19 protein-coding genes and 1 pseudogene are annotated in these 24188 nt (G+C 65.4%); 13 read left to right on the forward strand and 7 right to left on the reverse strand.

Annotated elements, in window-relative coordinates; genetic code table 11:
* Positions 1 to 157 precede the first annotated feature (157 nt).
* Positions 158 to 700 (reverse strand): RES family NAD+ phosphorylase, encoded by a 543-nt coding sequence (locus ACFPWW_RS10525; RefSeq protein ID WP_377311576.1) that lies wholly within the window; start codon positions 698 to 700, stop codon positions 158 to 160.
* Positions 701 to 736: 36 nt separating this feature from the next.
* On the reverse strand, positions 737 to 1075 hold the full coding sequence (locus tag ACFPWW_RS10530; protein ID WP_112573667.1) for an antitoxin Xre/MbcA/ParS toxin-binding domain-containing protein: 339 nt from the start codon (positions 1073 to 1075) through the stop codon (positions 737 to 739).
* A 279-nt stretch (positions 1076 to 1354) separates the two neighbouring features.
* Between ACFPWW_RS10530 and ACFPWW_RS10535 the strand changes: the two are divergent.
* Positions 1355 to 1564, forward strand: a pseudogene (locus ACFPWW_RS10535) (hypothetical protein); the annotation flags it as partial.
* Between the two features lie 313 nt (positions 1565 to 1877).
* Here ACFPWW_RS10535 and ACFPWW_RS10540 read toward each other — a convergent pair.
* Positions 1878 to 2759: a sugar-binding transcriptional regulator gene (locus tag ACFPWW_RS10540; protein ID WP_377311597.1), complete on the reverse strand. Its 882-nt coding sequence runs from the start codon at positions 2757 to 2759 to the stop codon at positions 1878 to 1880.
* Between the two features lie 133 nt (positions 2760 to 2892).
* Here ACFPWW_RS10540 and ACFPWW_RS10545 point away from each other — a divergent pair, with 133 nt between their 5' ends.
* From ACFPWW_RS10545 to ACFPWW_RS10575, 7 genes are all read left to right on the forward strand, one after another.
* Positions 2893 to 4527: an ABC transporter substrate-binding protein gene (locus ACFPWW_RS10545; RefSeq protein ID WP_112569479.1), complete on the forward strand. Its 1635-nt coding sequence runs from the start codon at positions 2893 to 2895 to the stop codon at positions 4525 to 4527.
* Positions 4528 to 4606: 79 nt separating this feature from the next.
* Positions 4607 to 5623 carry an ABC transporter ATP-binding protein gene (locus ACFPWW_RS10550; protein ID WP_377311577.1) on the forward strand — a complete coding sequence of 339 codons (1017 nt, stop codon included), beginning with the start codon at positions 4607 to 4609 and terminating at the stop codon, positions 5621 to 5623.
* Complete coding sequence (locus tag ACFPWW_RS10555) at positions 5620 to 6603, forward strand: ABC transporter ATP-binding protein (protein ID WP_377311580.1); 984 nt, start codon at positions 5620 to 5622, stop codon at positions 6601 to 6603. Before ACFPWW_RS10550 ends, ACFPWW_RS10555 begins: the two co-directional genes overlap by 4 nt.
* Before the next feature lie 11 nt (positions 6604 to 6614).
* Positions 6615 to 7544 carry an ABC transporter permease gene (locus ACFPWW_RS10560; RefSeq protein ID WP_112706441.1) on the forward strand — a complete coding sequence of 310 codons (930 nt, stop codon included), beginning with the start codon at positions 6615 to 6617 and terminating at the stop codon, positions 7542 to 7544.
* Between the two features lie 11 nt (positions 7545 to 7555).
* Positions 7556 to 8434, forward strand: coding sequence for an ABC transporter permease (locus ACFPWW_RS10565; protein ID WP_377311581.1), 879 nt, complete (start codon positions 7556 to 7558; stop codon positions 8432 to 8434).
* Positions 8435 to 8460: 26 nt separating this feature from the next.
* Positions 8461 to 9204, forward strand: a complete 744-nt coding sequence (locus ACFPWW_RS10570) for a glycerophosphodiester phosphodiesterase family protein (RefSeq protein ID WP_377311582.1) — start codon at positions 8461 to 8463, stop codon at positions 9202 to 9204.
* Between the two features lie 263 nt (positions 9205 to 9467).
* The gene (locus ACFPWW_RS10575; protein ID WP_377311584.1) at positions 9468 to 9677 is read left to right on the forward strand and encodes a hypothetical protein; all 210 of its coding nucleotides are present in this window, start codon (positions 9468 to 9470) and stop codon (positions 9675 to 9677) included.
* Positions 9678 to 10264: 587 nt separating this feature from the next.
* On the opposite strand, the gene ACFPWW_RS10580 is transcribed toward ACFPWW_RS10575, so the two are convergent.
* The 4 genes from ACFPWW_RS10580 to ACFPWW_RS10595 all read right to left on the reverse strand — a co-directional run bounded on the left by ACFPWW_RS10580 (position 10265) and on the right by ACFPWW_RS10595 (position 12424).
* Positions 10265 to 10771: a hypothetical protein gene (locus tag ACFPWW_RS10580; protein ID WP_377311586.1), complete on the reverse strand. Its 507-nt coding sequence runs from the start codon at positions 10769 to 10771 to the stop codon at positions 10265 to 10267.
* A gap of 136 nt (positions 10772 to 10907) precedes the next feature.
* Positions 10908 to 11117: a hypothetical protein gene (locus ACFPWW_RS10585; protein ID WP_377311588.1), complete on the reverse strand. Its 210-nt coding sequence runs from the start codon at positions 11115 to 11117 to the stop codon at positions 10908 to 10910.
* A gap of 710 nt (positions 11118 to 11827) precedes the next feature.
* A complete protein-coding gene (locus ACFPWW_RS10590; RefSeq protein WP_377311589.1) occupies positions 11828 to 12139 on the reverse strand; it encodes a HigA family addiction module antitoxin in 312 nt (103 codons plus the stop codon).
* Between the two features lie 9 nt (positions 12140 to 12148).
* Entirely contained in the window at positions 12149 to 12424 is a 276-nt protein-coding gene (locus tag ACFPWW_RS10595; RefSeq protein WP_377311590.1) for a type II toxin-antitoxin system RelE/ParE family toxin, read from the reverse strand.
* Between the two features lie 641 nt (positions 12425 to 13065).
* Here ACFPWW_RS10595 and ACFPWW_RS10600 point away from each other — a divergent pair.
* The 5 genes from ACFPWW_RS10600 (at position 13066) to ACFPWW_RS10620 (ending at position 23702) form a co-directional block, all read left to right on the forward strand.
* Positions 13066 to 18387: a DUF4082 domain-containing protein gene (locus tag ACFPWW_RS10600; RefSeq protein WP_377311592.1), complete on the forward strand. Its 5322-nt coding sequence runs from the start codon at positions 13066 to 13068 to the stop codon at positions 18385 to 18387.
* A gap of 49 nt (positions 18388 to 18436) precedes the next feature.
* The gene (locus ACFPWW_RS10605; protein ID WP_377311594.1) at positions 18437 to 19672 is read left to right on the forward strand and encodes a GTP-binding protein; all 1236 of its coding nucleotides are present in this window, start codon (positions 18437 to 18439) and stop codon (positions 19670 to 19672) included.
* A 36-nt stretch (positions 19673 to 19708) separates the two neighbouring features.
* On the forward strand, positions 19709 to 20014 hold the full coding sequence (locus ACFPWW_RS10610; RefSeq protein ID WP_112569499.1) for a hypothetical protein: 306 nt from the start codon (positions 19709 to 19711) through the stop codon (positions 20012 to 20014).
* Between the two features lie 77 nt (positions 20015 to 20091).
* Positions 20092 to 22236 carry a peptidase domain-containing ABC transporter gene (locus ACFPWW_RS10615; RefSeq protein ID WP_112758928.1) on the forward strand — a complete coding sequence of 715 codons (2145 nt, stop codon included), beginning with the start codon at positions 20092 to 20094 and terminating at the stop codon, positions 22234 to 22236.
* A complete protein-coding gene (locus ACFPWW_RS10620; protein WP_377311596.1) occupies positions 22233 to 23702 on the forward strand; it encodes an HlyD family type I secretion periplasmic adaptor subunit in 1470 nt (489 codons plus the stop codon). Before ACFPWW_RS10615 ends, ACFPWW_RS10620 begins: the two co-directional genes overlap by 4 nt.
* The last annotated feature ends 486 nt before the right edge of the window (positions 23703 to 24188 follow it).

A 24188-nucleotide genomic window follows, 5' to 3' on the forward strand; every position in this document is an offset into this window, starting at 1 on the left:
AGGCAGGTTACCGTGAACAGCATCATATGTGGAGTGGATGTTTCGAAGGACTGGCTGGATGTCTTCATCCGCCCGTTGGGTGTTTCCCAGCGTTTCAGCAACGATGCGGCCGGTATTGGCGCGCTTTACATGATTGCGATCGAGCGCAACATGGCGGCTAGCGGATGTTCGTTCTGATCCAGCTCGGCCAGTCGATCAATCCGTGGTCCGAAATGACCTCCATGGCATCAGGCGGCACACGATCACAAAACAGGATAAGGTTCATGCAGTCCCATCGGGCACTTGGGACAATCAGCCCATCGAACTCAAGGAAGTGTGCCGCTTCGGCGATGTCCTGCGATCGCGGATATTCATCGCTTACGCGGTCGTACGAAAGCTGCCCGTAGCGGGACGAATCCAGCCCGAGTGCCCTCAGAGCCTCCAAGTCGATAAGCTGAAGCGCGCGGTTGACCGTGACTTCGAGCTCATGCACGGCATATTCCACTTTCGAGGGAAAAACCGGTTGACCACGTCCGAGATGAAAGAACATCTCAGCGATCGCGCCGTCTCGTTTCTGGGAGGTGTATAGCACGTCGAAAGTTCCATCATCCCATCTGCCGCCCGCGCGTGCACAATCGACGGGCGATCTTCCCTTCCTCACGACACGCCACACCGTGCCTTCGAAACGGACAGGCGTGAGCGCTTCGATCGCGTCGATCAACGCATTATCCCGGCTTCTGCGCGCGTGAACCATGCTTTACAGGAAGACCTCGTTATCGAGGCGGTCAATGACCTTCAGTACTTCGATCGCACGGTCCTGATGTATAAGGTCAATCGCCCGTTCGCCGTTTAGTTGCGGATGACGGGCATAAAGCCAGATCCGAATCTCTTCCGCCGAATAATAATCCGTCAGGCGGGTCACGACATAATGCAAATCGGAAAGAATAAGCTCGTTACGTGGCTGAGGCTTTATATCGCCGGCACGCCAGCGCGAGACGGTCGCTTTCGACACGTCCATGATATTGGCGATATCGGTCCCTTTTAGACCGCCTGCATCGCTAATCTCGTTGAGAAATCTTGGAACTGCTCCCTGCATGGTACTTATCGCATCTGCTGCATGTTATGAATGTTCCATATCGGTTTCACGAAACAAAAATATGAAACCGAATTGATAATGTCAATGAAGATGTTCCAGCTATGTTCGCGCCGCAGCCTGTCGAAAGGAACTTTTGACGGCCGAAATAGGGACAAGCGGGCAAAGGGTACCTGCTGTGGCGCCCTCACGATTGTCAGCAACAGCGACCGCAGCGTTAAGAGCAATTCCATCCACATGCAGGTGCGGGGGCCGCACGGCACAACGGAAGACGCACGGCCTATTGATTGGCGGCGCGGCAGAGAGACAGGGGCGGCGACGCCTGCGCCCGGAGCCCCCTCATCCGCCTGCCGGCACCTTCTCCCCGCAGGGGAGAAGGGGAGTGCGGCGCTGTCCTGCTCCATCGAGGCGCTTGGTACATCGCAAAGGATGAGGCGCTCTCCCCCTTCGCCCCGGCGGGGAGAAGGTGCCCGAAGGGCGGATGAGGGGGCCGCACGGCACAACGGAAGACGCGAAGGCCTATTGATTGACGGCTCGGCAGAGAAACAGCGGCGGCGACGCCTGCGCCCGGAGCCCCCTCATCCGCCTGCCGGCACCTGACCGGGGTTGAGCCACGGGTCTCAACCCGTCCTTCGGACCCCCGCCGGGGAGAAGGGGAGTGTCGCGACGTCCTGCTCCATCGAGGCGCTTGGTGCATCGCAAAGGATGAGGCGGTCTCCCCCTTCTCCCTTGGGGGAGAAGGTGGCCCGAAGGGTCGGATGAGGGGGCCGCACGGCACAGCCGGCGCCGCCCACCCACACCCCCATCACTCCGCCAGCAACACCCGCGCGCTTTCCTCGTCCGTCACCAGCGCGGTTGCAAGGCCGGCCCGCAGGGTGGCGCTGAGGATGGCGTGTTTGTGGGGGCCGCCGGAGGCGATGATGCGGCAGGGGATGCGGCGGTAGTCGGAAAGGTCGGGGGCGAGGACCTGGGCGTTGAGGGGGTGGGCGACGGGGTGGCCTTGCGTGTCGACGTAGCGGCCGAGGAGGTCGCCGACGGCGCCGACGGCGATGAGGTCGGATATGTCGGTGGCCGCCGGCAGGCCGTAGCGCACCTGCAGCGACTGGCGGGTGACGTCGCCGACGCTCAGGAACGATATGTCCACTTCGCAGGTCTGGCGGAAGATGCGCTCGAAGACCGATTGCGAGATGATCGCCTCGCGCGATTGCGGGCTTTCGGCATAGATCGGGGCGGCGAAATAGTGGCATTGCGCCTTCAGCACCTGCGCGAAGGCGCGCACGATCTCGAACGTGTTGATCTCCGAGCCGCGCGTCAGCCCGCCCATCATCGAGCGCACCTCGATCTCGGGCGCGCTTGCAGGCGTCATGTGGATGACGGTTTCGCGCAGCGTCGCGCCCCAGCCGACGCCGATGGAGCGCGGCTTGCGGGCGGCGATCAGCCGGTCGAGATAGGCGGCGGCACCGCGCCCCAGCGCCTGGTGCAGGAGCTGCGGATCGGCGGGCGTGGGCACGACGATGGCCGCCTCCAGGCCGAAGCGCTCCTGCAGGCGCGATTCCAGCGCCATGCCGGGGCCAGGCGGCGAAGCGAAGCTCACCCTGACGATGCCTTCCTCCAGCGCCGCGGCCAGATATTCGTTCACCCGGCGGCGGGTGAGGTTCATGCGCTCGGCGATCTGCGCCTGCGTCAGCCCCTCGCGGCCTCCGCGGCGGGCACCTTTATTGAAAAATTCATGAAGCCGTCAACCCGGCGACATCTGCCTGATTTTAACAACGAGGGCCGCGAGCCGGGGGGCTTGGCGGTCAAGACAAAAGGAGTTTCCGATGATTTCGATCAATCGACGCGGCGCGCTCGGCCTTCTCGGCGCCACCGCCGGCACGCTCGTCCTGCCGCGCCTCGGCTTCAGCCAGGGCAAGCGCCCGTCCGTCACCATCGCGGTGCAGAAGATCACCAACAACAATTCGCTCGACGTCTATCACGAGCAGTCCAATGTCGGCGAGCGCATCTTCTATCCCAACCTCTGGGAAGGCCTGATCCTGCGCGACTGGATGGGCAACCAGGGCCCGGTTCCGGGCCTTGCCACCGAATGGAAGCGCATCGACGAGAAGACGCTGGAGCTGAAGCTGCGCCAGGGCGTGAAGTTCCACAACGGCGACGAGCTGACCGCCGAGGACGTGGCCTTCTCCTTCTCCAAGGAGCGCGTGTTCGGCAATACGGAGCCGGTCGGCGGCAAGACCATTTTCGAGGCCGATCACAAGCCGGCCACCGCCAAGGAACTGCCGGCCACCGTGCCCGGCGTCGGCCGCCGCCTGTGGCCGGCGCTTGCCGGCATCGAGATCGTCGACAAATATACGGTGCGCCTGCACAACACGACGCCCGACGTGACGCTCGAAGGCCGCCTCTATTCCGGCGGCAGCCAGATCGCCAACCGCCGCGCCTGGGACGAGGCCGCAAGCTTCACCGAATGGTCGCGCAAGCCGATCACGACCGGCCCCTACATGGTCGGCGAATACAAGCCGGACGTTTCGCTGACGCTCGTCGCCTTCGACGACTATTGGGGCGGCCGCCCGCCGCTGGAGCAGATCCGCTTCGTCGAAGTCCCGGAAGTCGCCTCGCGCGTCAACGGCCTGCTGTCGGGCGAATATGATTTCGCCTGCGACCTGCCGCCGGACCAGATTGCCGCCGTGCAGGCCGCTCCCGGCTACGAAGTGCAGAACTCGACGATCTGGAACCACCGCGTTTCCGTCTTCAACACGCAGAACCAGATCCTCGCCGACCCGCTGGTGCGCCGCGCCATGACGCATGCGATCGACCGCCAGGCGATCGTCGATGCGCTCTGGGCCGGCAAGACGGTCATTCCGGCCGGCCTGCAGTTCGAATCCTACCGCAACAGCGACATGTTCATCGAAGGCTGGGCGCCGCCGGCCTATGATCCGGCGCTGGCCAGGGACCTGTTGAAACAGGCCAATTACAAGGGCGACGCCATCCCCTACCGCCTGCTCAACAACTACTACACGAACCAGACGGCCAACGGCCAGATCATGGTCGAGATGTGGAAGCAGGTCGGCCTCAATGTCGAGATCGAGATGAAGGAAAACTGGGCGCAGATCCACGATCCGCAGGGCGTAAAGGGCGTGCGCGACTGGTCGGCCGGCAATTCGATCAACGACCCGATCACGCCGATGGTCGTGCAGTTCGGCCCGAACGGCGAAGTGCAGCAGAAGAAGGACTGGACGAACGCGGAGATGAACAAGCTCGCCGTCGTCATGGAAACCTCCACCGACCGGGCGCAGCGCAAGAAGGCCTTCGCCCGCATGCTGGAAATCGCCGAGCGCGAAGACCCGGTCTACCAGGTCCTGCACCAGAACGCCGTCTTCACCGGCATGAAATCGTCGCTGAAGTGGAAGGCCGCACCCGCCTTCGCCATGGACTTCCGCGCCAGCAACTGGTCGATCTGACCGGTCCGTCACTGCGGTCTCCGGCGGCCGGGCGCCGCCGGGGACCCTTCTTTCGATAAAGCAAGAGCGGGGATGAAAGATGGGCACGACCGGCTCCAATCTCGTGGAACTGCGGGGCCTGACGGTCGCCTTCGACGGCGTGCAGGTTCTCCACGGCATCGATCTCGATGTCGGGCGCGGCGAGGCGCTTGGCCTTGTCGGCGAATCCGGCTGCGGCAAGTCGGTCACGTGGCTGGCCGCCCTTGGCCTGCTGCCGGGCAAGGCCAGCGTTTCCGGCTCCGTCACGATCGAGGGCCGCGAACTTATCGGCGGATCGCGCAGCGTGCTGGAAAGCGTGCGCGGCAGCCGCATCGCCATGATCTTCCAGGACCCGTCCAGCTCGCTCAACCCGGTGCTGCGCATCGGAAGGCAGATCGCCGAGGCGCTCAGCGTGCATCGCGGCCTCACCGGCGCGGCGGCGCGGGCCGAGGCGCTGCGGCTGATCGACATGGTGGGCATTCCCGATGCGCGCCGCCGCTTCGATCTCTACCCGCACGAATTTTCCGGCGGCCAGTGCCAGCGCCTGATGATCGCCATGGCGCTTGCCGGCCAGCCCGATCTCCTGATCGCCGACGAGCCGACGACCGCACTCGACGCGACGATCCAGGCGCAGATCCTCGACCTGCTCATCCGCCTTCGCGCCGAAACCGGCATGGCGACCGTGTTCATCAGCCACGATCTCGGCGCCGTCAGCCAGGTCTGCGAGCGCGTCTGCGTCATGTATGCCGGGCGCATCGTGGAGGAGGGGCGCGTGGGCGAGCTGTTTTCCGAGCCGCGCCACCCCTATACGCGCGGCCTGTTCGACGCCATTCCGCGCCTTGACGGCGGCCGCGAGCGGCTGATCCCCATTCCCGGCACCGTTCCCAACCCGAAAGATCTGCCGGCGGGCTGTTCGTTTTCGCCGCGCTGTCCGCGCGCGGCGGAGGCCTGCCGCAGCGAGCGCCCGCCGCTCGTTTCGCTGGATGGCGGCCGCAGGCTTGCCTGCACGCGGCCGGTGCCTTCCGCCGCTGCCGCCGAGGCCCGGTCGCCGCGTATCGCCGAGGGCCTGCTGCAATGACGCCGCTCATCGAAGCCAACAATCTCGTCCGCGTCTACCAGATGCGCCGCGGCCTGTTCGGCCGGCCGAGCCCGGTGCGCGCCGTCGACGGCGTCTCGCTCTCGGTCATGCCGGGCGAAACGCTCGGCATCGTCGGCGAATCCGGCTCTGGCAAATCGACGCTCGGGCGCATGCTGCTCGGCATCGACGCGGCGCAGGAAGGCACGGTGCGCTTCCAGGGCCAGCCGATGCCGGCGCTCCACAGCCCGGAATGGCGGGCCTTGCGGGCAAAGATGCAGCTCGTCTTCCAGGACCCGCTCGCAGCCCTCGACCGGCGCGTGACAATTGCCAGGCAGATCGCCGAGCCGCTCGAAATCCACAGGCTGATGCCGCGACAGCACCAGGGCGACCGCGTGACGGAGCTGATGCGGGCCGTGGGGCTCAGGCCCGACCAGGCCGGCCGCTATCCGCACGAGCTTTCCGGCGGCCAGCGCCAGCGCGCGGTGATCGCCCGCGCGCTCGCCTCGCGGCCGAAGCTTCTCGTCTGCGACGAGCCGGTGTCGGCGCTCGACGTCTCCATCCAGGCGCAGGTCGTCAACATGATGCGCGACCTGCAGGAAAAGAACGGCATCGCCATGGTCTTCATCAGCCACGACCTGAAAGTGGTGCGCAACATCGCCGACCGGGTGGCGGTCATGTATCTCGGCCGCATCGTCGAGGAGGCGTCTTCCGACGTGATCTTCCGCGCGCCGCAGCATCCCTATACGAAGGCGCTGGTCTCCAGCGTGCCGGTTCCCGGCAAGCCGCTCGAAGGCCGCGTCATCCTGCAGGGCGAGCCGCCGAACCCGGCAAGCCGGCCGTCGGGCTGCGCCTTCCATCCGCGCTGCCCGATGGCGCGCGACATCTGCCGTTCCGTCGTGCCGGAGCTGCTGGCGGCGGGCGAGGGGCGCACCGCCGCCTGCCATGTCGTGGCGGGCGAGACCGCGCCGGTCGCGGCATAGGGGAGGTTTTGATGATCCGTTTCGTTCTCGTGCGCCTGTTCCGGGCGATCCTCACCATCATGGCGGTCGTCACCTTCGCCTTCGTCGTGCTGCGCATGTCGGGCGATCCGGCCATGGTCATGCTCGGGCCGGACGTGCCGAAGGAGGCGGTCGATGCCTTCCGCAAGGCATGGGGCCTCGACCAGCCGCTATGGGTCCAGTATCTCGCTTATCTGAAGTCGATCTTTACCGGCGATTTCGGCGTGTCGATGCGCGACAAGGCTTCCGCCATCCGGCTGGTGCTGGAGCGCGTGCCGGCGACGCTGCAGCTCACCGTGCCGGCGCTCGTGCTCAAGCTCGTCTTCGGCATTCCGGCCGGCGTCTATGCGGCGCTGCACCGGCAGAGCGTTTCCGACCGCGGCGTCATCCTGCTGGCGGTGCTGGGCTTTACCATTCCCTCCTTCGTCATGGGGCTGCTGCTGGTGCTGGTCTTCTCGGTCATCCTCGGCTGGCTGCCTTCGGGCGGGCAGGATACGTGGATACACGGCATCCTGCCGACGCTGACGCTCAGCATCGGCGGCATCGGCATCCTCGCCCGCTTTTCGCGCAGCGCCATGATCGAGGTGATGGGCCAGCCCTATATCCGCACCGCCTCGGCCAAGGGGCTGACATGGCGCGACGTGGTGTGGAACCACGCGCTGCCGAATGCGGCGGTGCCGATCGTCACCATCGTCGGCTTCATGGTCGGTTCGCTGATCGCCGGTGCCGTCGTGGTGGAATCGATCTTTTCCTGGCCGGGCATCGGCCGCCTGCTGGTGGTCTCCGTCACCAATCGCGACCTTGCGGTCGTGCAATGTATCCTGCTCATCATCGCCGCCGTCATGGTCGTGTCGAACCTCGCCGTCGACCTGCTCTACGGCTGGCTCGACCCGCGCCTTCGCTCGCACGCGGCCGGACATTGAGGAGAAAGCCGATGGTTCCTGTCGATCTCGCCGCCGCGCCGGCCTCGCGAAAGCCGAACCGCCTCGTTTCCGTCCTGCGCCGCAACCTGCCGGCCTCGGTGGCCTTCGGCATGCTCTGGCTGGCGGCCATGGTGCTGACGGCGGTGCTCGCCGATCAGATCCGCCCGTTCAACATCACGGCGATGGACCTGACCAGCCGGCTTTCGGCGCCGGGCGGGCTCAAGCATCTGCTTGGCACCGACGAGCTCGGCCGCGACGTGCTTTCGCGCCTCATCCAGTCGATCCGCGTTTCGCTCGTCATCGCCTTCGGCGCGACGATCATCTCGGCCGTTTTCGGCACGCTGCTCGGGTTCCTGGCGGCGCGCCTGCGCGGCTTCGTCGAGCATCTGGTGCTGATGCTGGCCGATTTCCAGGCGGCCTTGCCCTTCCTCATCATGTCGCTTGCGGTGCTCGCCTTCTTCGGCTCCTCCATGCCGCTGCTCGTCTGCCTCATGGGCTTTTACGGCTGGGAGCGCTATGCGCGCATCGCCCGCGGCCTTGCGATTGCCGCCGGCGCGCAGGGTTATGCGGCGGCGGTGGTGCAGCTCGGCGCAAAACCCTCGCGCGTCTATCTCCACCATATCCTGCCGAACGTCGCCTCGACGCTGATCGTGTCGATGACGCTGACCTTCCCGGAAATCATCCTGATGGAAAGCGGGCTCTCCTTCCTCGGCCTCGGCGTGCAGCCGCCGGAAACCAGCCTCGGCAACATGGTCGGCTTCGGGCGCGAATATCTGACGCGCGCGCCCTGGATCATGCTGGCGCCCGCCGCCGTCATCATGCTGACGACGCTGTCCATCTCGCTCGTCGGCGACTGGCTGCGCGACAAGCTCGACCCGACGATCCGCTAATTTTCAAGAAGTCCGAAGGATATTCCATGACGCTGATTACCGGCCATCGCGGCGCCCGCAACCTCTGGCCCGAAAACTCGCTCACCGGCTTCCGCAACGCCGTCACGCTCGGCGTTGATGCCATCGAATTCGACGTTCACCTGACGCGGGCGGGCGAACTCGTCGTCATCCACGACGCCACGCTGGAGCGCACCGCCGAAGCTTTCGGCCCGGTGCAGGACCTGTCGGCCGAGGCCCGCAGGGCAACGCTGCTGAAGGGCACGGGCGAGGCCGTCCCGACGCTTGGCGAGGTGCTTGAAGTGCTTGCCCCGCACGCGGGCATCGACCTGCATGTCGAAATCAAGATCGACGAGACCGGCCGGCCCTATCCCGGCATCGCCGCCCGCGTCGCCGCCGAGCTTGCCCGCTTCGGCGTCGGCGAGCGCTCGTATCTCACCTCCTTCGATACGTCGGTGCTGGAGGATTGCCGCCTTCACGCCCCCGCCGTCTCGCGCCTCGTCTCCGTCAACGCCGCCTGGGCCGAAAGGCAGGGCGGGCTCGGCGCCTTCATCGAGCGCGTGGACGGGCTGGTGGAAATCGTCGCCATCCATCACGCGCTGATGGAGGCCGAGTGGGACCTCATCCGCACCCGCCTGCCGCTCGACCGCCTCTGCGTGTGGACCCTCAACGACGAACCCGCCATCCGCCACTGGCTGGACCGCGGCATCGGCAGCCTGACCTCGGACAGCCCGGATCTGGCGCTGAGGCTGCGGGGTGCCGTTCAGCCGTAAGCCTGGCGGCGCGGCAGCCCATCAGCCCTTCGCCCTCCCCATGGGAGTGTTCAGACCGGGGAGAAGGGGAGGTGCCGTCGTCAGGCCGGCGGTCTGGCGGCGCATTGGCAATCCGCAGCTCTTGAATGTCGGCAATCGGCCCACGATCTACGCTTTGAACGGGGCATAGCTCGATTTCCGCCTGTCATGCGGATGGCGAACGAATGAGGAACCCTTGCTGCGTGAGGGATGTTATTGTAGCGTCACGCAGAATGGAGGCTTTTATGGCCGTTGCATATAAAGGCAAATTTCACAGCGCTCACCGCTTGGATCAACAGGCTTTGAAGTCGTCTACGGCGATCAGGGATACCGATGACTATGGCGGTATCGGCATCGAAGAGTTTTCGCGCCGTATCCAGGCTGACAATGACGCCCGATATGGCGATGTCATCCGCAATGCGTCTTGGGAAGACGCCGGCGAGGCCGGGTGGTAATTGCCTGACATACCCTTCGACGAATATTACGACGTTAGAGCGGTCGGACTTCCGGCCGCTTTTTCTATTGTCTGGTGCTGGTTCCCGCATGAGGAAAAACCTGATGAGCCGGGTCCCGTGCTGAGGCCGGGCATTGTCAGGGATGGGGGCCTTCGGCGGTTCCGGGTGTCAACCCGTCCTTCGCCTAGCCGGCGCCGATGAGGGGGCCACACGGCACAGCTGATGACGCGAAGGCCTATTGATTGGAGGCGCGGCGGAGAAACAGCGGCGGCGACGCCTGCGCCAGGAGCCCCTTCATCCGCCCGCTATTGTAGGATGCACCGCCAAGCAGACACTGGGCCGCTGCTGCGACAATCCGTCGATAGAGGAAGACGCGAAAATCTGCTTGCGAGAAGGGAACCTACTCGATATAAGTTAGTTGTACTTCAAGCGCTTGGGCTGAAATGCCACGGCGCAGCTAGCGACTGGTCGGCTGACGTGATAACACGGATAGCGCTAGCCCGCTGGAGAAATCCAGTCACACGGTTACGCCGGTGGACCGAAAGGTTTGGTTGGTCGAGTAATACAATAGAGCGGCTTCGGCCGCTCTATTGCTTTCCAAACACAGCTTCTTCCACGATCCGGCCAAACGGTGCCAGCCGTCGGAACCGCACTTGCACGTCTTTGACATAGGCACTCTCGATGTAAAGGTCCATTGGGAGCGGATCGATGTTGGGATCCCCTCCCAAGAACTGGACTCGAAAGAACACATAGTACCGCTTTCCGCGGGGGATGGCTGGTTTCATCTGCAGGCAGAATGTCGCCCAGTTATTCTCCATTGTCATACTGATGGTCTGTGCAGGTTTCGAAAACAGACCACGCACAATGGCCGGAACCTGGAAGGAACGCATGTGGCGGTCGGTGCAGAATACACGCGGTTTCCGTTTCCCCGGCACCGTATAGCACCCGTCCACAAGAGGTAGTCTCTCGTCCGTGTAGCAATGATCGGCGAACCGCACCGCCATACGGAAGGTGACGTGACGTCCGTCCGACAGCTTCCAGTCGAAAAAATCAACAAACTCCTTCAGATGCGTCAGGGAGTATTCGGTACCCATGTGGATGATCTTGTCTGGGTGCTGCACGCAAATCTCGATCAATGACGGCTGAAAAGTTGAATTCGTAGCTGTAGAACTCAATCCTGAATAATCGTTAAAGAATAGATAGATGGCGCAAGCGCTTACCGGATTCCTGTTAACCGGAGCGCACGCCAGCGAGCGATTCTCTCCCTTTAATCTGGTACCTTTGCCCCATGTTCGGATCGATACGAATAGAGCGGCGACAACCCAACGCCTGATCGGCGAACGCTCTCGTATTGTCCTCATCGAAGGCCCTGAACATGGAAGGTCCCAACAATATCAACGTGCCTGCCGTATCCGCGATTACCTTCAGTTCCAATGACATGGAGGTCCTCCGGAGGGTAGAAATATTGGGGCAACCAGCACTTCCTGCTTTCGCCGCACTGCCGGACCTTCACGCTTAAGACCCTCCGCAAGGTCTCCGAGGAAGACGCCTTCAAGACGCTCTGCCTGATCCGCTGGCCGGAGACTGGCGGTCGTCCCGTGCGCGGCAACTGCGGAAGACGCATGGCCTATGCCGTCCAGCGGAAAGATTGGCGGCGCGGCGGAGAGACAGCGGCGGCAACGCCCGCGCCCGGAGCCCCTTCATCCGCCTGCCGGCACCTGACCGGGGTTGAGCCACGGGTCTCAACCCGTCCTTCGGACCCCCGCAGGGGAGACGGGGAGGTGTCGCGACATCCTGTTCCATCGAGGCGCCCGGTTTGTCGTGAAGGCTGCGGCAGTCTCCCCCCCTTCGCCCCGGCGGGGAGAAGGTGCCCGAAGGGCGGATGAGGGGGCCGCACGGCACAACAGAAGACGCACGGCCTATGCCGTCCAGTGGAAAGATTGGCTGCGCGGCAGAGAAACAGCGGTAGCAACGCCTGCGCCCGGAGCCCCCTCATCCGCCTGCCGGCACCTTCTCCCCGCTGGGGAGAAGGGGAGTGTCGCGACGTCCTGCTCCATCGAAGTGTTTGGTGCATCGTGAAGGCTGCGGCAGGCTCCTCCCTTCGGACCCCCGCAGGGGAGACGGGGAGTGTGGCGACGTCCTGCTGCGTGTCAGGCGACCCGGAGGGTCGGGATGTCCGAGACATCGACCTCGCGAACGGCATGCCACGCGTCGTATGCGGCCTGCATTCGCATCCAGATCAGCGGGCCGTTGCCGAACATCTTGCCGAGCCGGACAGCCACGGTCGCGCTCACCGGCCGATCCTCGCCGAGGATTTCATAGAGGTGCTGCCGGGAGATGCCCAGCAGTCTGGCGATCTCGGCCTTCGGCTTTCCAATCGCCGGAAGGATATCCTCGCGAAGGAGCGCGCCCGGATGAGTCGGGCATCTGTCCGGATTACGCTTTGCTGCGAATGACGTCATCTGCCGCTCCTAATGATATTGCTCGAAGTCAACGTTATAAGCGTTGCCGTTGTTGAACTCGAAAGTGATACACCATGGGCCGTTGACATGGACGGTGTACCGCACCGGATTGTTTCCCACCAGTTGATGGTAGTCGAACCCCGGAAGGTTCATATCTTCCGCTTTCGTAGCGGCATCGAGTGCGTCGAGCCTTGCTTCGATACGGGAATGAAACCGCTTGTCGATCCTGGTTCTCGTTCCCTCCCAGAGCTTTGCCAGCTCCTTGTTCCTGAACGATTCGATCATGTGATGATGTAACCTCTTGCGTGACACCTGTCAAGCATCATGTGACAGTTCACGAGCCCCGGCGCGATCCTCATCCACGCCTGCCGGCACCTGACCGGGGTTGAGCCACGGGTCTCAACCCGTCCTTCGGACCCCCGTCGGGGAGAAGGGGAGTGTCGCGACGTCCTGCTCCATCGAGGCGTCCGGTTTGTCGTGAAGGCTGCGGCAGTCTCCCCCTTCGCCCCAGCGGGGAGAAGGTGCCCGAAGGGCGGATGAGGGGGCCGCACGACACAACGGAAGACGCACGGCCTATATGCGGCCCAGTGGAAAGATTGACAGCGCGGCAGAGAAACAGCGCGGCGACGCCTGCGCCCGGAGCCCCCTCATCCGCCTGCCGGCACCTTCTCCCCGCCGGGGAGAAGGGGAGGTGCGGCGACGTCCTGCTCCATCGAAGTGTTTGGTGCATCGTGAGGGCTGCGGCAGGAGTCGCGACGTTCTGCTCCGTCATCCCGCACGCCGCCGGTATCCTCCTATCGGCGTAGGCCAGCACCACCCGCGTACCCCCTTATTGCTGTCGTCCGTACTCGCGCGAAAGCTGCCAGAATGCGTGGTTGAAACGCTGCTTCACGGGTCGGTTGAGGGGCAGAGGGGGGACGCCGCTTATGCGGAGAATTCGCGTTAGTAACGTCGAGTATCTGAGTAGCCTGGGTGGAACGCTGAATATCTGTCGGGCGCCGGCGGCCTGGAGCGCGGTGCTGGGCAGTGCGACGGTCGTGTCATCAGACGCGTCGCCCGGCCTTGCCCGGCAGGGCGGGGCATTTTCCTTCACGGCGGGGTCTTCCGCCGGCTCCTTGTCTCTCAGCGTTGACATGATGGCGCCGGGTGCGCTTGCGGTGCCGGGCGGGGCGCAGGCGGCGTCCGTTTCGCCGGCGCCGGCGGGCGATGCTGGCGGGCGCGGGGCGTCGGGGAAGACGGCCTCGGCGGCGGCGGTGTTCGAGGCGCCGTCCGAAGCCGGCTCACAATCGGCCGCGCCGGTGCGCGCGGTCCTGAGCCCCGATCCGTCCGAGGAGGCGGCGAGCCTGCCGGCTGCACCCGCCCTTTCGGCTGTCGCCAGCGAGAGCGGGGCTGCGGGCGGCAAGACGGCCACGCCGGTCGATCCCGCCGCCGGTTCCGGCGCGGCGTCGGTGCGGCTGCAATCCTCCATCGCCTCGTTTTCGCTGCAGGCCAGCACGCCGCAGGCGGGCGAGCAGACATCCGTCGAGGCGGCGGCGAGCCCGGCTGCGCTTGCCGCGCCGGCAGCGGCAGCGGCTGCCGCCACGCCCAACAAGATCGCGCTCGAAAACATGAAGACGGGCAACCCGATCAGCGAATGGGGCATCGAGGGCGACGGCAACGGCACGATCCAGGGCTTTGCCACCGAGATCAGCACCAATATCGGCGGCACGGTCGATTTCAAGATCGCCACCGACAGCACCAGCTACCGCATCGATATCTACCGCATGGGCTATTACGGCGGCATGGGCGCGCGCAAGGTGGATTCCATCGAGCAGCGGCTGACGACGGCGCAGGTGCAGCCGCACCCGATCGTCGACATGTCGCTCGGCCTCATCGATTGCGGCAACTGGTCGGTTTCGGCCAGCTGGCAGATCCCGGAGGAGGCCGTTTCCGGCGTCTATTTCGCCAAGCTGGTGCGCGAGGACGGCACGGAGGATGCGAGCATCATCCCCTTCGTGGTGCGCGACGACGCCTCGACCAGCGATATCGTCTTCCAGACCTCGGACACGACCTGGCAGGCCTACAATGCCTGGGGCGGCGCCAGCCTCTATTACGGCGAGGTGCCCGTCGATCCCGCCGACATGATCGGCTACCTGCCGCCCAATTGCAGCTGCGGGCTGACCGCCATCGGCCGCGCCTCGGCCGTCAGCTACAACCGGCCGATCATCACCAATACGAGCCCGATCGGCGGCACGCACGACTTTATCTTCGGCGTCGAATCCGCCGCCATTTCCTGGCTGGAACAGAACGGCTACGACGTTTCCTACATTTCCGGCGTGGACGCCACGCGCAACGGCGCGCTGCTGCTCAACCACGACGCCTATCTTTCCGTCGGCCATGACGAATACTGGTCGGCCGAGCAGCGCGAGAATGTGGAAGCGGCGCGCGATGCCGGCGTCAACCTCGCCTTCTGGAGCGGCAACGAGTGCTACTGGAAAGTGCGCTGGGAAAGCAGCATCGACGGCAGCGGCCAGGCCTACCGCACCATGGTCTGCTACAAGGAGACCTGGGGCACGAGCACCGACCCCAGCGATACCGGCACCGGCACCTGGCGCGACCCGCGTTATGCCGATCCGGGGCAGGAGCCGGAAAATTCGCTGACCGGCACGCTGTTTACCGTGGACAGCTACCGCCAGGATACGATCTCCATTCCCTACGACTATTCGAACCTGCGCTTCTGGCGCAATACCGAAGTGTCGGAGCTCAACGAGGGCGAGACCTACGAGCTGGTGCAGAACCTGCTCGGCTACGAATGGGACAGCGATGTCGAAAACGGCTTCCGGCCGGCCGGCCTCGTCAACCTGTCGCTGTCGTCGGTCGCCGTCAGCACCTATCTGCGCGACTACGGCTCGACGGTGGGCGAGGCGGTGGCGACCCACAGCCTGACCATGTACCGGGCGGCCAGCGGCGCGCTGGTCTTCGGCGCCGGCACCGTCTTCTGGTCCTGGGGCCTCAGCGACAACCACCAGGGGCCGTCCACGCCGACCGACCGCAACGTGCAGCAGGCGATGGTCAACATGTTCGCCGACATGGGCATCCAGCCGACCACGCTGGACGCGAGCCTCATTCTGGCCACGCAATCGACCGACACGGCAAAGCCGACCTCGACGATCACCTCGCCGATCATCGGCGCCTCCTTCCTCGAAGGCCAGCATGTGACCATCACCGGCACGGCGCAGGATACGGGCGGCGGCATCATTGCCGGCGTCGAGGTTTCCACCGATGGCGGCCAGCACTGGTTCAAGGCCACCGGCCGCGAGAGCTGGACCTATAATTGGGTGGTGCAGGCAAGCGGCACCTATACGATCATGTCGCGCGCCGTGGACGACAGCGTCAACATGGAGGCGCCCTCGGCCGGCCGGCAGGTCACGGTCAGCCTGCCGTCCACGCAGGGCCTGTGGACGCTTGCCGAAAAGCCGGAAACGGAAGTGGCGATCGACCGCGACCCGGTGGAGCTCGGCCTGCGCTTCCAGGCGACGACGGGCGGCTTCGTGCAGGGCATCCGCTTCTACAAGGGCTTCTACAATGTGGGCGAGCATGTCGTCAGCCTGTGGAGCGGCGACGGCACGCTTCTGGCGACGGGCGTTTCGGCGGGCGAGTCGCTCTCCGGCTGGCAGACGGTGATGTTCTCCTCGCCGATCCAGATCGCCGCCGGCGTCACCTATGTCGCCTCCTATCACAGCAACGGCTATTATTCCGTCACCGACGACTATTTCGGCTCGACCTATGCCAGCGGCGCGCTGAAGGCGGTGGACGGCGGCGGCGTCTATGCCTACGGCAGCACCAGCACCTTCCCCGGCCAGAGCCCCGGCGGCACCAACTACTGGGTGGACGTGGTCTTCGACGCCGGCGCCAACACGGTGCCGGTGGCCGGCGACGACAGCGGCCTGACGATCTCGCGCAACGGCACGCTGACGATTTCCATCGCCTCGCTGCTGGCCAACGATACGGATGCCAACGGCGACGCTCTGACGATCAGCGCCGTCGGCAACGCGCTGAACGGCACGGTGACGCTGAACAGCCAGGCCGGCACGATCACGTTCACGCCCGCTGCCGATTATGCCGGGCCGGCGAGCTTTACCTATACGCTCTCGGACGGGCGCGGCGGCACGGACCAGGCCAGCGTCAGCCTTACCGTCGATCCGGGGCCGGCCGGCCAGTCGCTGTTTGCCGCAAACGAGGGGCCGACGGGGCCGAGCGTGCAGGAAAATTCGCCGCTGGAGCTCGGCATGCGCTTCGTCGCCTCGGCAGGCGGCACGATCACCGGCATCCGCTTCTACAAGGCCGAAGGCGATACGGGGCCGCATACGGGCTCGATCTGGAGCGCCGACGGCACGCTGCTTGCGACGGTCAGCTTCATTGCCGAGTCGGCTTCCGGCTGGCAGACCGCCGCCTTTTCCAGCCCGCTGCAGATCTCGGCCGGCGTCACCTATGTCGCCTCCTACCACACGACCGGGACCTATGTGGCGACCTCGGGCTATTTCAGCACGGCCCATACGAACGGCGCGCTGACCGGCCTTGCCGGGGCGAACGGCGTCTATGGCTACGGCGCGGGCACGACCTTCCCGACGGCCAGCTACCAGTCCTCCAACTATTGGGTCGACGTCGTCTTCAACCAGTCGACGGCCAATACCGCACCGGTCGCGGCCAACGACAACGGCTACACGACCTATTCCGATACGGCGCTGTCGCTTGCCGCCGCCAGCCTGCTTGCCAACGACCATGACGCGGACGGCGACCCGCTCGCCATCACGGGTGCGAGCGGCGGGGTGAACGGCACGGTGACCTTCAACAGCCAGACGAATACGGTGATCTTCACGCCTGACGCCGGTTATACCGGGGTGGCAAGCTTCACCTATACGATCTCGGACGGGCATGGCGGCACCGCCTCGGCCACCGTCAGCCTCACGGTCAACGCCCAGCCGGGCGGCGGCGAGACGACGAGCCTGTTTACCGGCGCCGACATGTCGGGCGTCACAGCCGCCAACGACAGCAATTCGGTCGAGCTCGGCGTCAAGTTCATCGCCTCGGCCGACGGGCGCATTACCGGGCTTACCTATTACCGCAGCGCGCAGGATACCGGCACGCATGTCGGCTCGCTATGGACGGCGAGCGGCCAGCTTCTGGCGCAGGCGACCTTCATCGACGAGACGGCGAGCGGCTGGCAGACGGTCTCCTTCGCGCAGCCGGTCAACGTCACGGCCGGTGTGACCTATGTGGCGAGCTACCATTCCAACGGCTTTTATGCGGCAAGCGCCAACTATTTCACCACCGACCATACGAGCGGCGCGCTGACGGCGCCGGCAAGCACGATCAGCGGCGGCAACGGCGTCTATGCCTACGGCACGGGCAGCCTGTTTCCCAACGAAAGCTACAATGCCAGCAATTACTGGGTGGACGTGCTCTACCAGCAGGGCGCGCAGAACGCGGTTCCCGTTGCCGCCAACGACAGCGGCTATACGACGCAAACCGGCACGCCGCTTGCCCTCCAGGCCGCAGCGCTTCTTGCCAACGATACGGACGGCGACGGCGATACGCTGACGATCACCGGCGTCAGCGGCGCGGTCAACGGCTCGGTCGCCTGGAACGCGCAGACCCAGACCGTGACCTTCACGCCCAATGCCGGCTATTCGGGACCGGCCGGTTTCAGCTACCAGATCTCGGACGGCAAGGGCGGCACGGCGACGGGGCAGGTGGCGCTCACCGTCGGCGAGCCGGCGGCGGGACCGGAGCAGAACCTCTTTGCCGCCGGCGACACGCCTTCGCTCGTCTCGGTCAACGACAACCAGCCGGTCAATCTCGGCATGCGGTTCCAGGCCGATGCGGCAGGCTGGATCACCGCCATCCGCTTCTACAAGGGGGCCGACAATACCGGCCCGCACAGCGGCTACCTGTGGACGGCGTCGGGCACGCTGCTTGCCAGCGTCACCTTCGACAACGAGACGGCCTCCGGCTGGCAGACGGCTGAGCTCAGCCAGCAGGTCGCGGTCGAGGCGGACACGACCTATGTCGTTTCCTACTCCACCAACGGAAACTATTCGGCAACCGGCAACTATTTCGGCAGCGAGGTGACGAACGGGGCTCTGCGGGGGCTCGCCGGCAATAACGGCGTTTATGCCTATGGCGCGGCGGGGCTGTTCCCGACCGCCAGTTACAACAACACCAACTACTATGTGGACGTAGCATTCAGGCCGCAGCTCGCGGCGTAACGCCGGCGAGGATGGAAGACCAAGCATCGGGTATAGCGTGATGATATCGATGACGGGTGCGGATAACAGACTGCCGGTAACGGTTCTCGCCGGGTTTCTCGGCGCCGGGAAGACGACTGTCCTCAATCATGTGCTGAGTAATCGGGAAGGTCGCCGGGTTGCTGTCATCGTCAACGATATGAGCGAGGTCAACATCGATGCGGACCTCGTGCGCGAAGGGGGTGCAGACCTTTCGCGCACGGACGAGACCCTGGTGGAGCTGACCAACGGGTGCATCTGTTGCACGCTGCGGGACGATCTGCTCAGCGAAGTGCGCCGGCTCGCCGCCGCCGGCCGCTTCGATTACCTGCTGATCGAGGGCACCGGCATTGCCGAGCCGCTGCCGGTGGCGGCCACCTTCTCCTTCCGCGACGAGAGCGGGGCGGCGCTTTGCGACGTGGCGCGGCTCGACACGATGGTCTGCGTCGTCGACGCGATCAACCTGCTCGCCGATTACCGCAGCGCCGAGTTCCTGGCCGATCGCGGCGAGCGGCGCGACGGCAACGACGAGCGCCGGCTGGTGGAACTGCTGGTCGAGCAGATCGAATTTTCCGACGTCGTCATCATCAACAAGGCGGGCGACGTGGCCCCGGCAACGCTTGCCGAAGTGCGCCAGGTCGTGGCGGCCCTGAACCCGGACGCGCGCGTCGTGGAAGCCGTGTTCGGCCAGGTGCCGCTCGATGCGATCCTCGATACCGGCCTGTTCAGCGAGGCGAGGGCCGCCCGCCACCCGCTCTGGCACAAGGAGCTTTACGGCTGGGGCGAGCATGTGCCGGAGACCGAGGAATACGGCATTTCCAGCTTCGTCTACCGCGCCCGCCGGCCCTTCGACCCGGCGCGGCTCTGCGCCCTGCTGGACGAGCCCCTGAAGGGCATCATCCGCGCCAAGGGGCATTTCTGGCTGGCGACGCGGCCGGACGAGATCGGCCTGCTGTCGATTGCCGGCACGCAATGCCGCATCGGCACGCGCGGCTTCTGGTGGGCCTCGGTGGCGCGCGCCTACTGGCCGCGCCATCCGCAATTCCTCCAGATGATCGAAAAACACTGGGACCAGGCCTGGGGCGACCGCCGCCAGGAGCTGGTCTTCATTGGCTCGGGCTTCGACGAAGAGGCGATCCGCGCCGCGCTCGACGACTGCCTGGCTGGGGAGGAGACGGGTTTCGAGCCGGAGATAGCCATCGGCCTTCGCGACCCGTTTCCGGCCTGGCGACACGATATGCACACATTGCACCATCGGAAGGCGTGACAGGTTTTCCGGACAGATCAACCAGAGGAGGACATGATGAGCAGCGAACTTTACGCCGACGGGATCGGCGAAATCACCATTACCGGGACGATCGTGCGCATCGACCTGATGTCGCTTTCGGCGACCGAGCGCGATGCCAACAACAACCCGAAGCCGGTCTTCCGCCAGCGCATCGTCATGCCGGTGGATGCTTTCGCCAATGCCGTCGATCTCATGCAGAAGGCGCTCGGCGGGCTGGTGGAGGCGGGCGCGGTGCGCCGCATCGGCGACATGTCGGCGGCCGCCGCCGCCGATATCCAGGCGCATGCCCCGGCGTCCAACGCCTCGCCGAACTTCAACTGAGCGGCAGGGCCGGGACCCGCCGGAAGGCCCCGGCCGCATGAGAACAAGCCTCGGTCTCGTATTGTTTCGGGTGGGCCATGAGTGGATTTCTGCATACGAACCTGCATTGCCTTGCGCTCGTCGCGCGCCACCACGGCGTCGATCTTTCTCCCGAGCGGCTGCAGCACGATTATGCCGTCGGCAACGATCCCGTCGCCGTGCGCCAGCTTTTGCGCATGGCCAAGGATGCCGGCCTGCGGGCAAGGCACCTGACGCTCGACTGGGCGGGCCTGCTGCGGCTCGGCGAGGCCTTTCCGGCGCTGGCCGAGCTTTCCAACGGCAACTGGGTGGTGATCGCCGGCGCCGTCGGCGAGGGCGAGGCGGCGCGCATCCGCGTGCTCGATCCGCTGGCCTCGCGCGCCGAAGTGCTGATGCTGAGCGAGGAGCAGTTCGCCAGGGCCTGGCGCGGATCGCTGGTGCTTCTGAAGCGCAATTACCGCATGTCGGACGAGGACCGGCCCTTCGGCTTCAGCTGGTTCGTGCCGGAGATCATCAGGCAGCGCAGCTTCTTCCGCGACGTGGCGCTCGCCGCCTTCGTGCTCTACGGGCTGGGGCTGACGACGCCGATCTTCTTCCAGCTCGTCATCGACAAGGTGCTGGTCCACCAGAGCTACGCGACGCTGACGGTGCTGACGGTCGGCATTGCGATCGCGCTCGTCTTCGACGCCACGTTCAGCTTCCTGCGCCGCTACCTGCTGCTCTATGCGACGAACAGGATCGACATCCGGGTGGCGACCCGCACCTTCGGCCATCTGCTGAACCTGCCGATCGCGCTGTTCGAGCAGGCTTCGGCCGGCGTTCTCGTCAAGCATATGCAGCAGACCGGGCGCATCCGCGAATTCCTGACCGGGCGGCTGTTCCTGACGCTGCTCGACGGCGTTTCGCTCTTCGTCTTCGTGCCGATCCTGCTGCTCTACAGCGTCAAGCTGACGCTGGTCGTGCTCGGTTTTGCGGGTCTCGTCGGGCTCGTCGTCATGCTGCTCGTCGGCCCGTTCCAGCGGCGGCTGAAGGCGCTCTACCAGGCCGAGGGCGACCGGCAGGCGCTGCTGGTGGAAACCGTGCACGGCATGCGCACCGTCAAGTCGCTGGCGCTGGAGCCGCGCCAGCGCAAGGTGTGGGACGATTATTCGGCCCAGTCGATCTCCGTGCGCTTCCGCGTCGACAAGATTTCCACCATCGCCCAGTCGCTGACGGGGCTTCTGGAAAAGCTGATGAGTGTGGCGATCATCGGGCTCGGCGCGCTCGACGTGTTTTCCGGCGCCATGACGATCGGCGCGCTCGTCGCCTTCAACATGCTGGCCGGGCGCGTTTCCGGGCCGCTGGTGCAGATCGTCACCATGGTTCACGAATATCAGGAGGTGGCGCTTTCCGTGCGCATGCTCGGCGAGATCATGAACCAGCGGCCGGAACAGGCCGGGCGCGGGCGCGGGGTCAGGCCGCATCTGCACGGGCGCATCGAGTTCGACCGCGTCACCTTCCGCTATGCGCCCGATACCGCGCCGGCGCTCGACAACGTCTCGTTCGCCATTCCGGCCGGCAGCGTCTTCGGCGTGGTCGGCAAGAGCGGCTCGGGCAAGACCACGATCACCCGGCTCATCCAGGGGCTCTACCAGAGCCAGGAGGGGCTGGTGCGCATGGACGGCTACGACAGCCGCGAGATCGACCTCGTGCATCTGAGAACCAGCATCGGCGTCGTGCTGCAGGACAATTTCCTGTTCCGCGGCTCGGTGCGCGACAATATCGCCGCCGCAAGGCCCGATGCCAGTATCGAGGAGATCATGGAGGTTGCGCGCATCGCCGGCGCGGAAGAATTCATCGAGCGCCTGCCGCGCGGCTTCGACACGATGCTGGAGGAAAACGCCGCCAACCTTTCCGGCGGGCAGAAGCAGCGGCTGGCGATCGCGCGGGCGCTGATCACCGACCCGAAGCTGCTGATCTTCGACGAGGCCACCAGCGCGCTCGACCCGGACAGCGAGGCGATCATCCGCGACAACCTTTCCCGGATCGCGGCCGGGCGCACCGTCATCATCGTCTCGCACCGGCTTTCGACGCTGGTCGATGCCGATGCCATTCTCGTCATCGAGCGCGGCAAGGTCGCCGATATCGGCCGGCACGACCAGCTGGTTTCGCGCTGCATGACCTACCGCCACCTCTGGGCGCAACAGATGAGGCAGGTCGCATGAGTGCCGGGGCCGGAAAAGCGCAAGACAACATGCCGGTGCCATCAGGCGGGGGCCATGAGAGCAGCGGGAAGGCCAGCGGGAAGGGCCGGGACAGGGGCGAGGGCAGGCAGCTTGCCGCCCGCCTGCCGCTGCCGCCGGCCATTGCCGAATTCCAGTCCGACGCGGTGGAGCTGGAGGAGCGGGCGCCGCCGCGGGTGGCGCGCATGACGCTCTATTGCGTGACCGCGCTTCTGGCCGCCGCCATCACCTGGGCCTCGGTCTCCTCCATCGACGAGGTGGTGATTGCGCCCGGCAAGCTCGTCACCACGCAGCCCACCATCGTCGTGCAGCCGCTGGAAACCTCGATCATCCGCACGATCGACGTCAAGGCCGGCGAGATCGTCCATGCCGGCCAGACGCTGGCGACACTGGACGCCACCTTCAGCCAGGCCGATGTCGGCCAGCTGAAGGCGAAGTTTTCCGCGCTCGACGCGCAGGTCAGGCGCCTGGAGGCGGAGCTGACCGGCGAGGACTATGCGAAGATCGCCGGCAGCACGCCGGACGAGCAGCTGCAGGTGCAGCTCTTCGGCCAGCGGCGGGCCTTCTACATGGCGCAGATGCAGAATTTCGAGCAGCAGATCGCCGGCCAGTCCTCCGTGCTTGCGGCCAACCGCAACCAGGAAGCGGTGCTGAACGACCGGCGCGAAAACCTCTCGCAGATCGAGGCGACGCGCAAGAAGCTCTACGACAAGCAGAGCGGCTCGCTGCTCACCATGCTCGGCTCGCGCGACGCGCGCCTCGACGTGGAGGCCGACATTACCGCCGTGCGCGGCAAGGCCGACGAGGCGGCGCACGCCTATGCCAAGCTGCGCGCCGACCGGCAGGCCTTCGTCGAGGATTTCCGCCGCGCGGCGATGGAACAGCTGGTCGACCTGCGCAGCCAGCGCGACATGGCCGGCGAGGAACTGAAGAAGATGGAGCTGCGCCGCACCATGGTGGCGCTGACGGCCCCGGCCGACGCCGTCGTGCTCGATCTCGCCCAGCGCTCGGTCGGCTCCGTCGTGCGCGAGGCCGAGCCGGTCGTCACCCTGGTGCCGATCAACGTGCCGCTGGAGGCCGAAGTGTCGATCAACACGCGCGACATCGGCCGGGTGGCGGTCGGCAAGGACGCCCGCATCAAGCTCGACGCCTATCCTTTCCAGAAATACGGCACGGCCTCGGGCGAGGTGCGCACGATCAGCCAGGACACGTTCCTGACCGGCCAGCAGGACCCGAACGCCCCCCCGTCCCAACCGGCCGCCGCCCCCTTCTTCAAGGCCCGCATCCTGCTCGCCGACACAAGGCTCAACGCCTCCGACATGCCCGTGCGCCTGCTGCCCGGCATGACCGTCACCACCGAAATCAAGGTCGGCAACCGCACGGTGATCTCCTACTTCCTCTATCCCCTGCTGCGCGGACTGGACGACGCAATCCGGGAGCCGAATTGAGGGCGTGAGGGCGAGGCGCGGGAGCGCCCACCCAGCCCTCGCAGCCGTTCTGCCGGGAGGCCAGCCCGACAGCGCCTCGCCCAGTCCTCGTAACCGTCCTGCCGGGAGGCCCACCCCAACAGCGCCTCGCCCAGCCCTCGCAACCGTCCTTGCCCGGAGGCCCACCCCAACCACCTCATCCCTGTGCCTCACCCAGCCACGCAGCCGTTCTGCCCCGAGGTCCACCCCAACCTCCCTCATTCCTGTGCCTGTCACAGGAATCCAGCCACCGCGCGTCCGCGCGGTGAATGACTCCCATATGCCGCGAGCAAACGAGTCTCTCCTGCCCAAGGACTTGGGCAGGCTGGATCCCTGTGACAAGTGTACGGCCTTGATACATACCTGACAGATGTTCGGAGACATACCTGACACTTCCGAGATGGTTTCTCGGGAGGTTTGGATGGTTTGGCGGTCGAGGTCTGTTGTGGATGAGCGTTTGGAATTCTG

This window comes from Rhizobium sp. GCM10022189, assembly GCF_042656325.1.
In the GTDB taxonomy this organism is placed as follows: domain Bacteria; phylum Pseudomonadota; class Alphaproteobacteria; order Rhizobiales; family Rhizobiaceae; genus Rhizobium.

Bases quoted from the DNA above. Each gene is read 5' to 3' on its own strand.
- ACFPWW_RS10570 (WP_377311582.1), top strand. From the start codon at position 8,461: ATGACGCTGATTACCGGCCATCGCGGCGCCCGCAACCTCTGGCCCGAA.
- ACFPWW_RS10595 (WP_377311590.1), bottom strand. From the start codon at position 12,424: ATGATCGAATCGTTCAGGAACAAGGAGCTGGCAAAGCTCTGGGAGGGA.
- ACFPWW_RS10610 (WP_112569499.1), top strand. From the start codon at position 19,709: ATGAGCAGCGAACTTTACGCCGACGGGATCGGCGAAATCACCATTACC.
- ACFPWW_RS10565 (WP_377311581.1), top strand. From the start codon at position 7,556: ATGGTTCCTGTCGATCTCGCCGCCGCGCCGGCCTCGCGAAAGCCGAAC.
- ACFPWW_RS10545 (WP_112569479.1), top strand. From the start codon at position 2,893: ATGATTTCGATCAATCGACGCGGCGCGCTCGGCCTTCTCGGCGCCACC.
- ACFPWW_RS10600 (WP_377311592.1), top strand. From the start codon at position 13,066: ATGCGGAGAATTCGCGTTAGTAACGTCGAGTATCTGAGTAGCCTGGGT.
- ACFPWW_RS10585 (WP_377311588.1), bottom strand. From the start codon at position 11,117: ATGTCATTGGAACTGAAGGTAATCGCGGATACGGCAGGCACGTTGATA.
- ACFPWW_RS10605 (WP_377311594.1), top strand. From the start codon at position 18,437: ATGACGGGTGCGGATAACAGACTGCCGGTAACGGTTCTCGCCGGGTTT.
- ACFPWW_RS10550 (WP_377311577.1), top strand. From the start codon at position 4,607: ATGGGCACGACCGGCTCCAATCTCGTGGAACTGCGGGGCCTGACGGTC.
- ACFPWW_RS10580 (WP_377311586.1), bottom strand. From the start codon at position 10,771: ATGGGTACCGAATACTCCCTGACGCATCTGAAGGAGTTTGTTGATTTT.
- ACFPWW_RS10615 (WP_112758928.1), top strand. From the start codon at position 20,092: ATGAGTGGATTTCTGCATACGAACCTGCATTGCCTTGCGCTCGTCGCG.
- ACFPWW_RS10620 (WP_377311596.1), top strand. From the start codon at position 22,233: ATGAGTGCCGGGGCCGGAAAAGCGCAAGACAACATGCCGGTGCCATCA.
- ACFPWW_RS10555 (WP_377311580.1), top strand. From the start codon at position 5,620: ATGACGCCGCTCATCGAAGCCAACAATCTCGTCCGCGTCTACCAGATG.
- ACFPWW_RS10530 (WP_112573667.1), bottom strand. From the start codon at position 1,075: ATGCAGGGAGCAGTTCCAAGATTTCTCAACGAGATTAGCGATGCAGGC.
- ACFPWW_RS10560 (WP_112706441.1), top strand. From the start codon at position 6,615: ATGATCCGTTTCGTTCTCGTGCGCCTGTTCCGGGCGATCCTCACCATC.
- ACFPWW_RS10575 (WP_377311584.1), top strand. From the start codon at position 9,468: ATGGCCGTTGCATATAAAGGCAAATTTCACAGCGCTCACCGCTTGGAT.
- ACFPWW_RS10590 (WP_377311589.1), bottom strand. From the start codon at position 12,139: ATGACGTCATTCGCAGCAAAGCGTAATCCGGACAGATGCCCGACTCAT.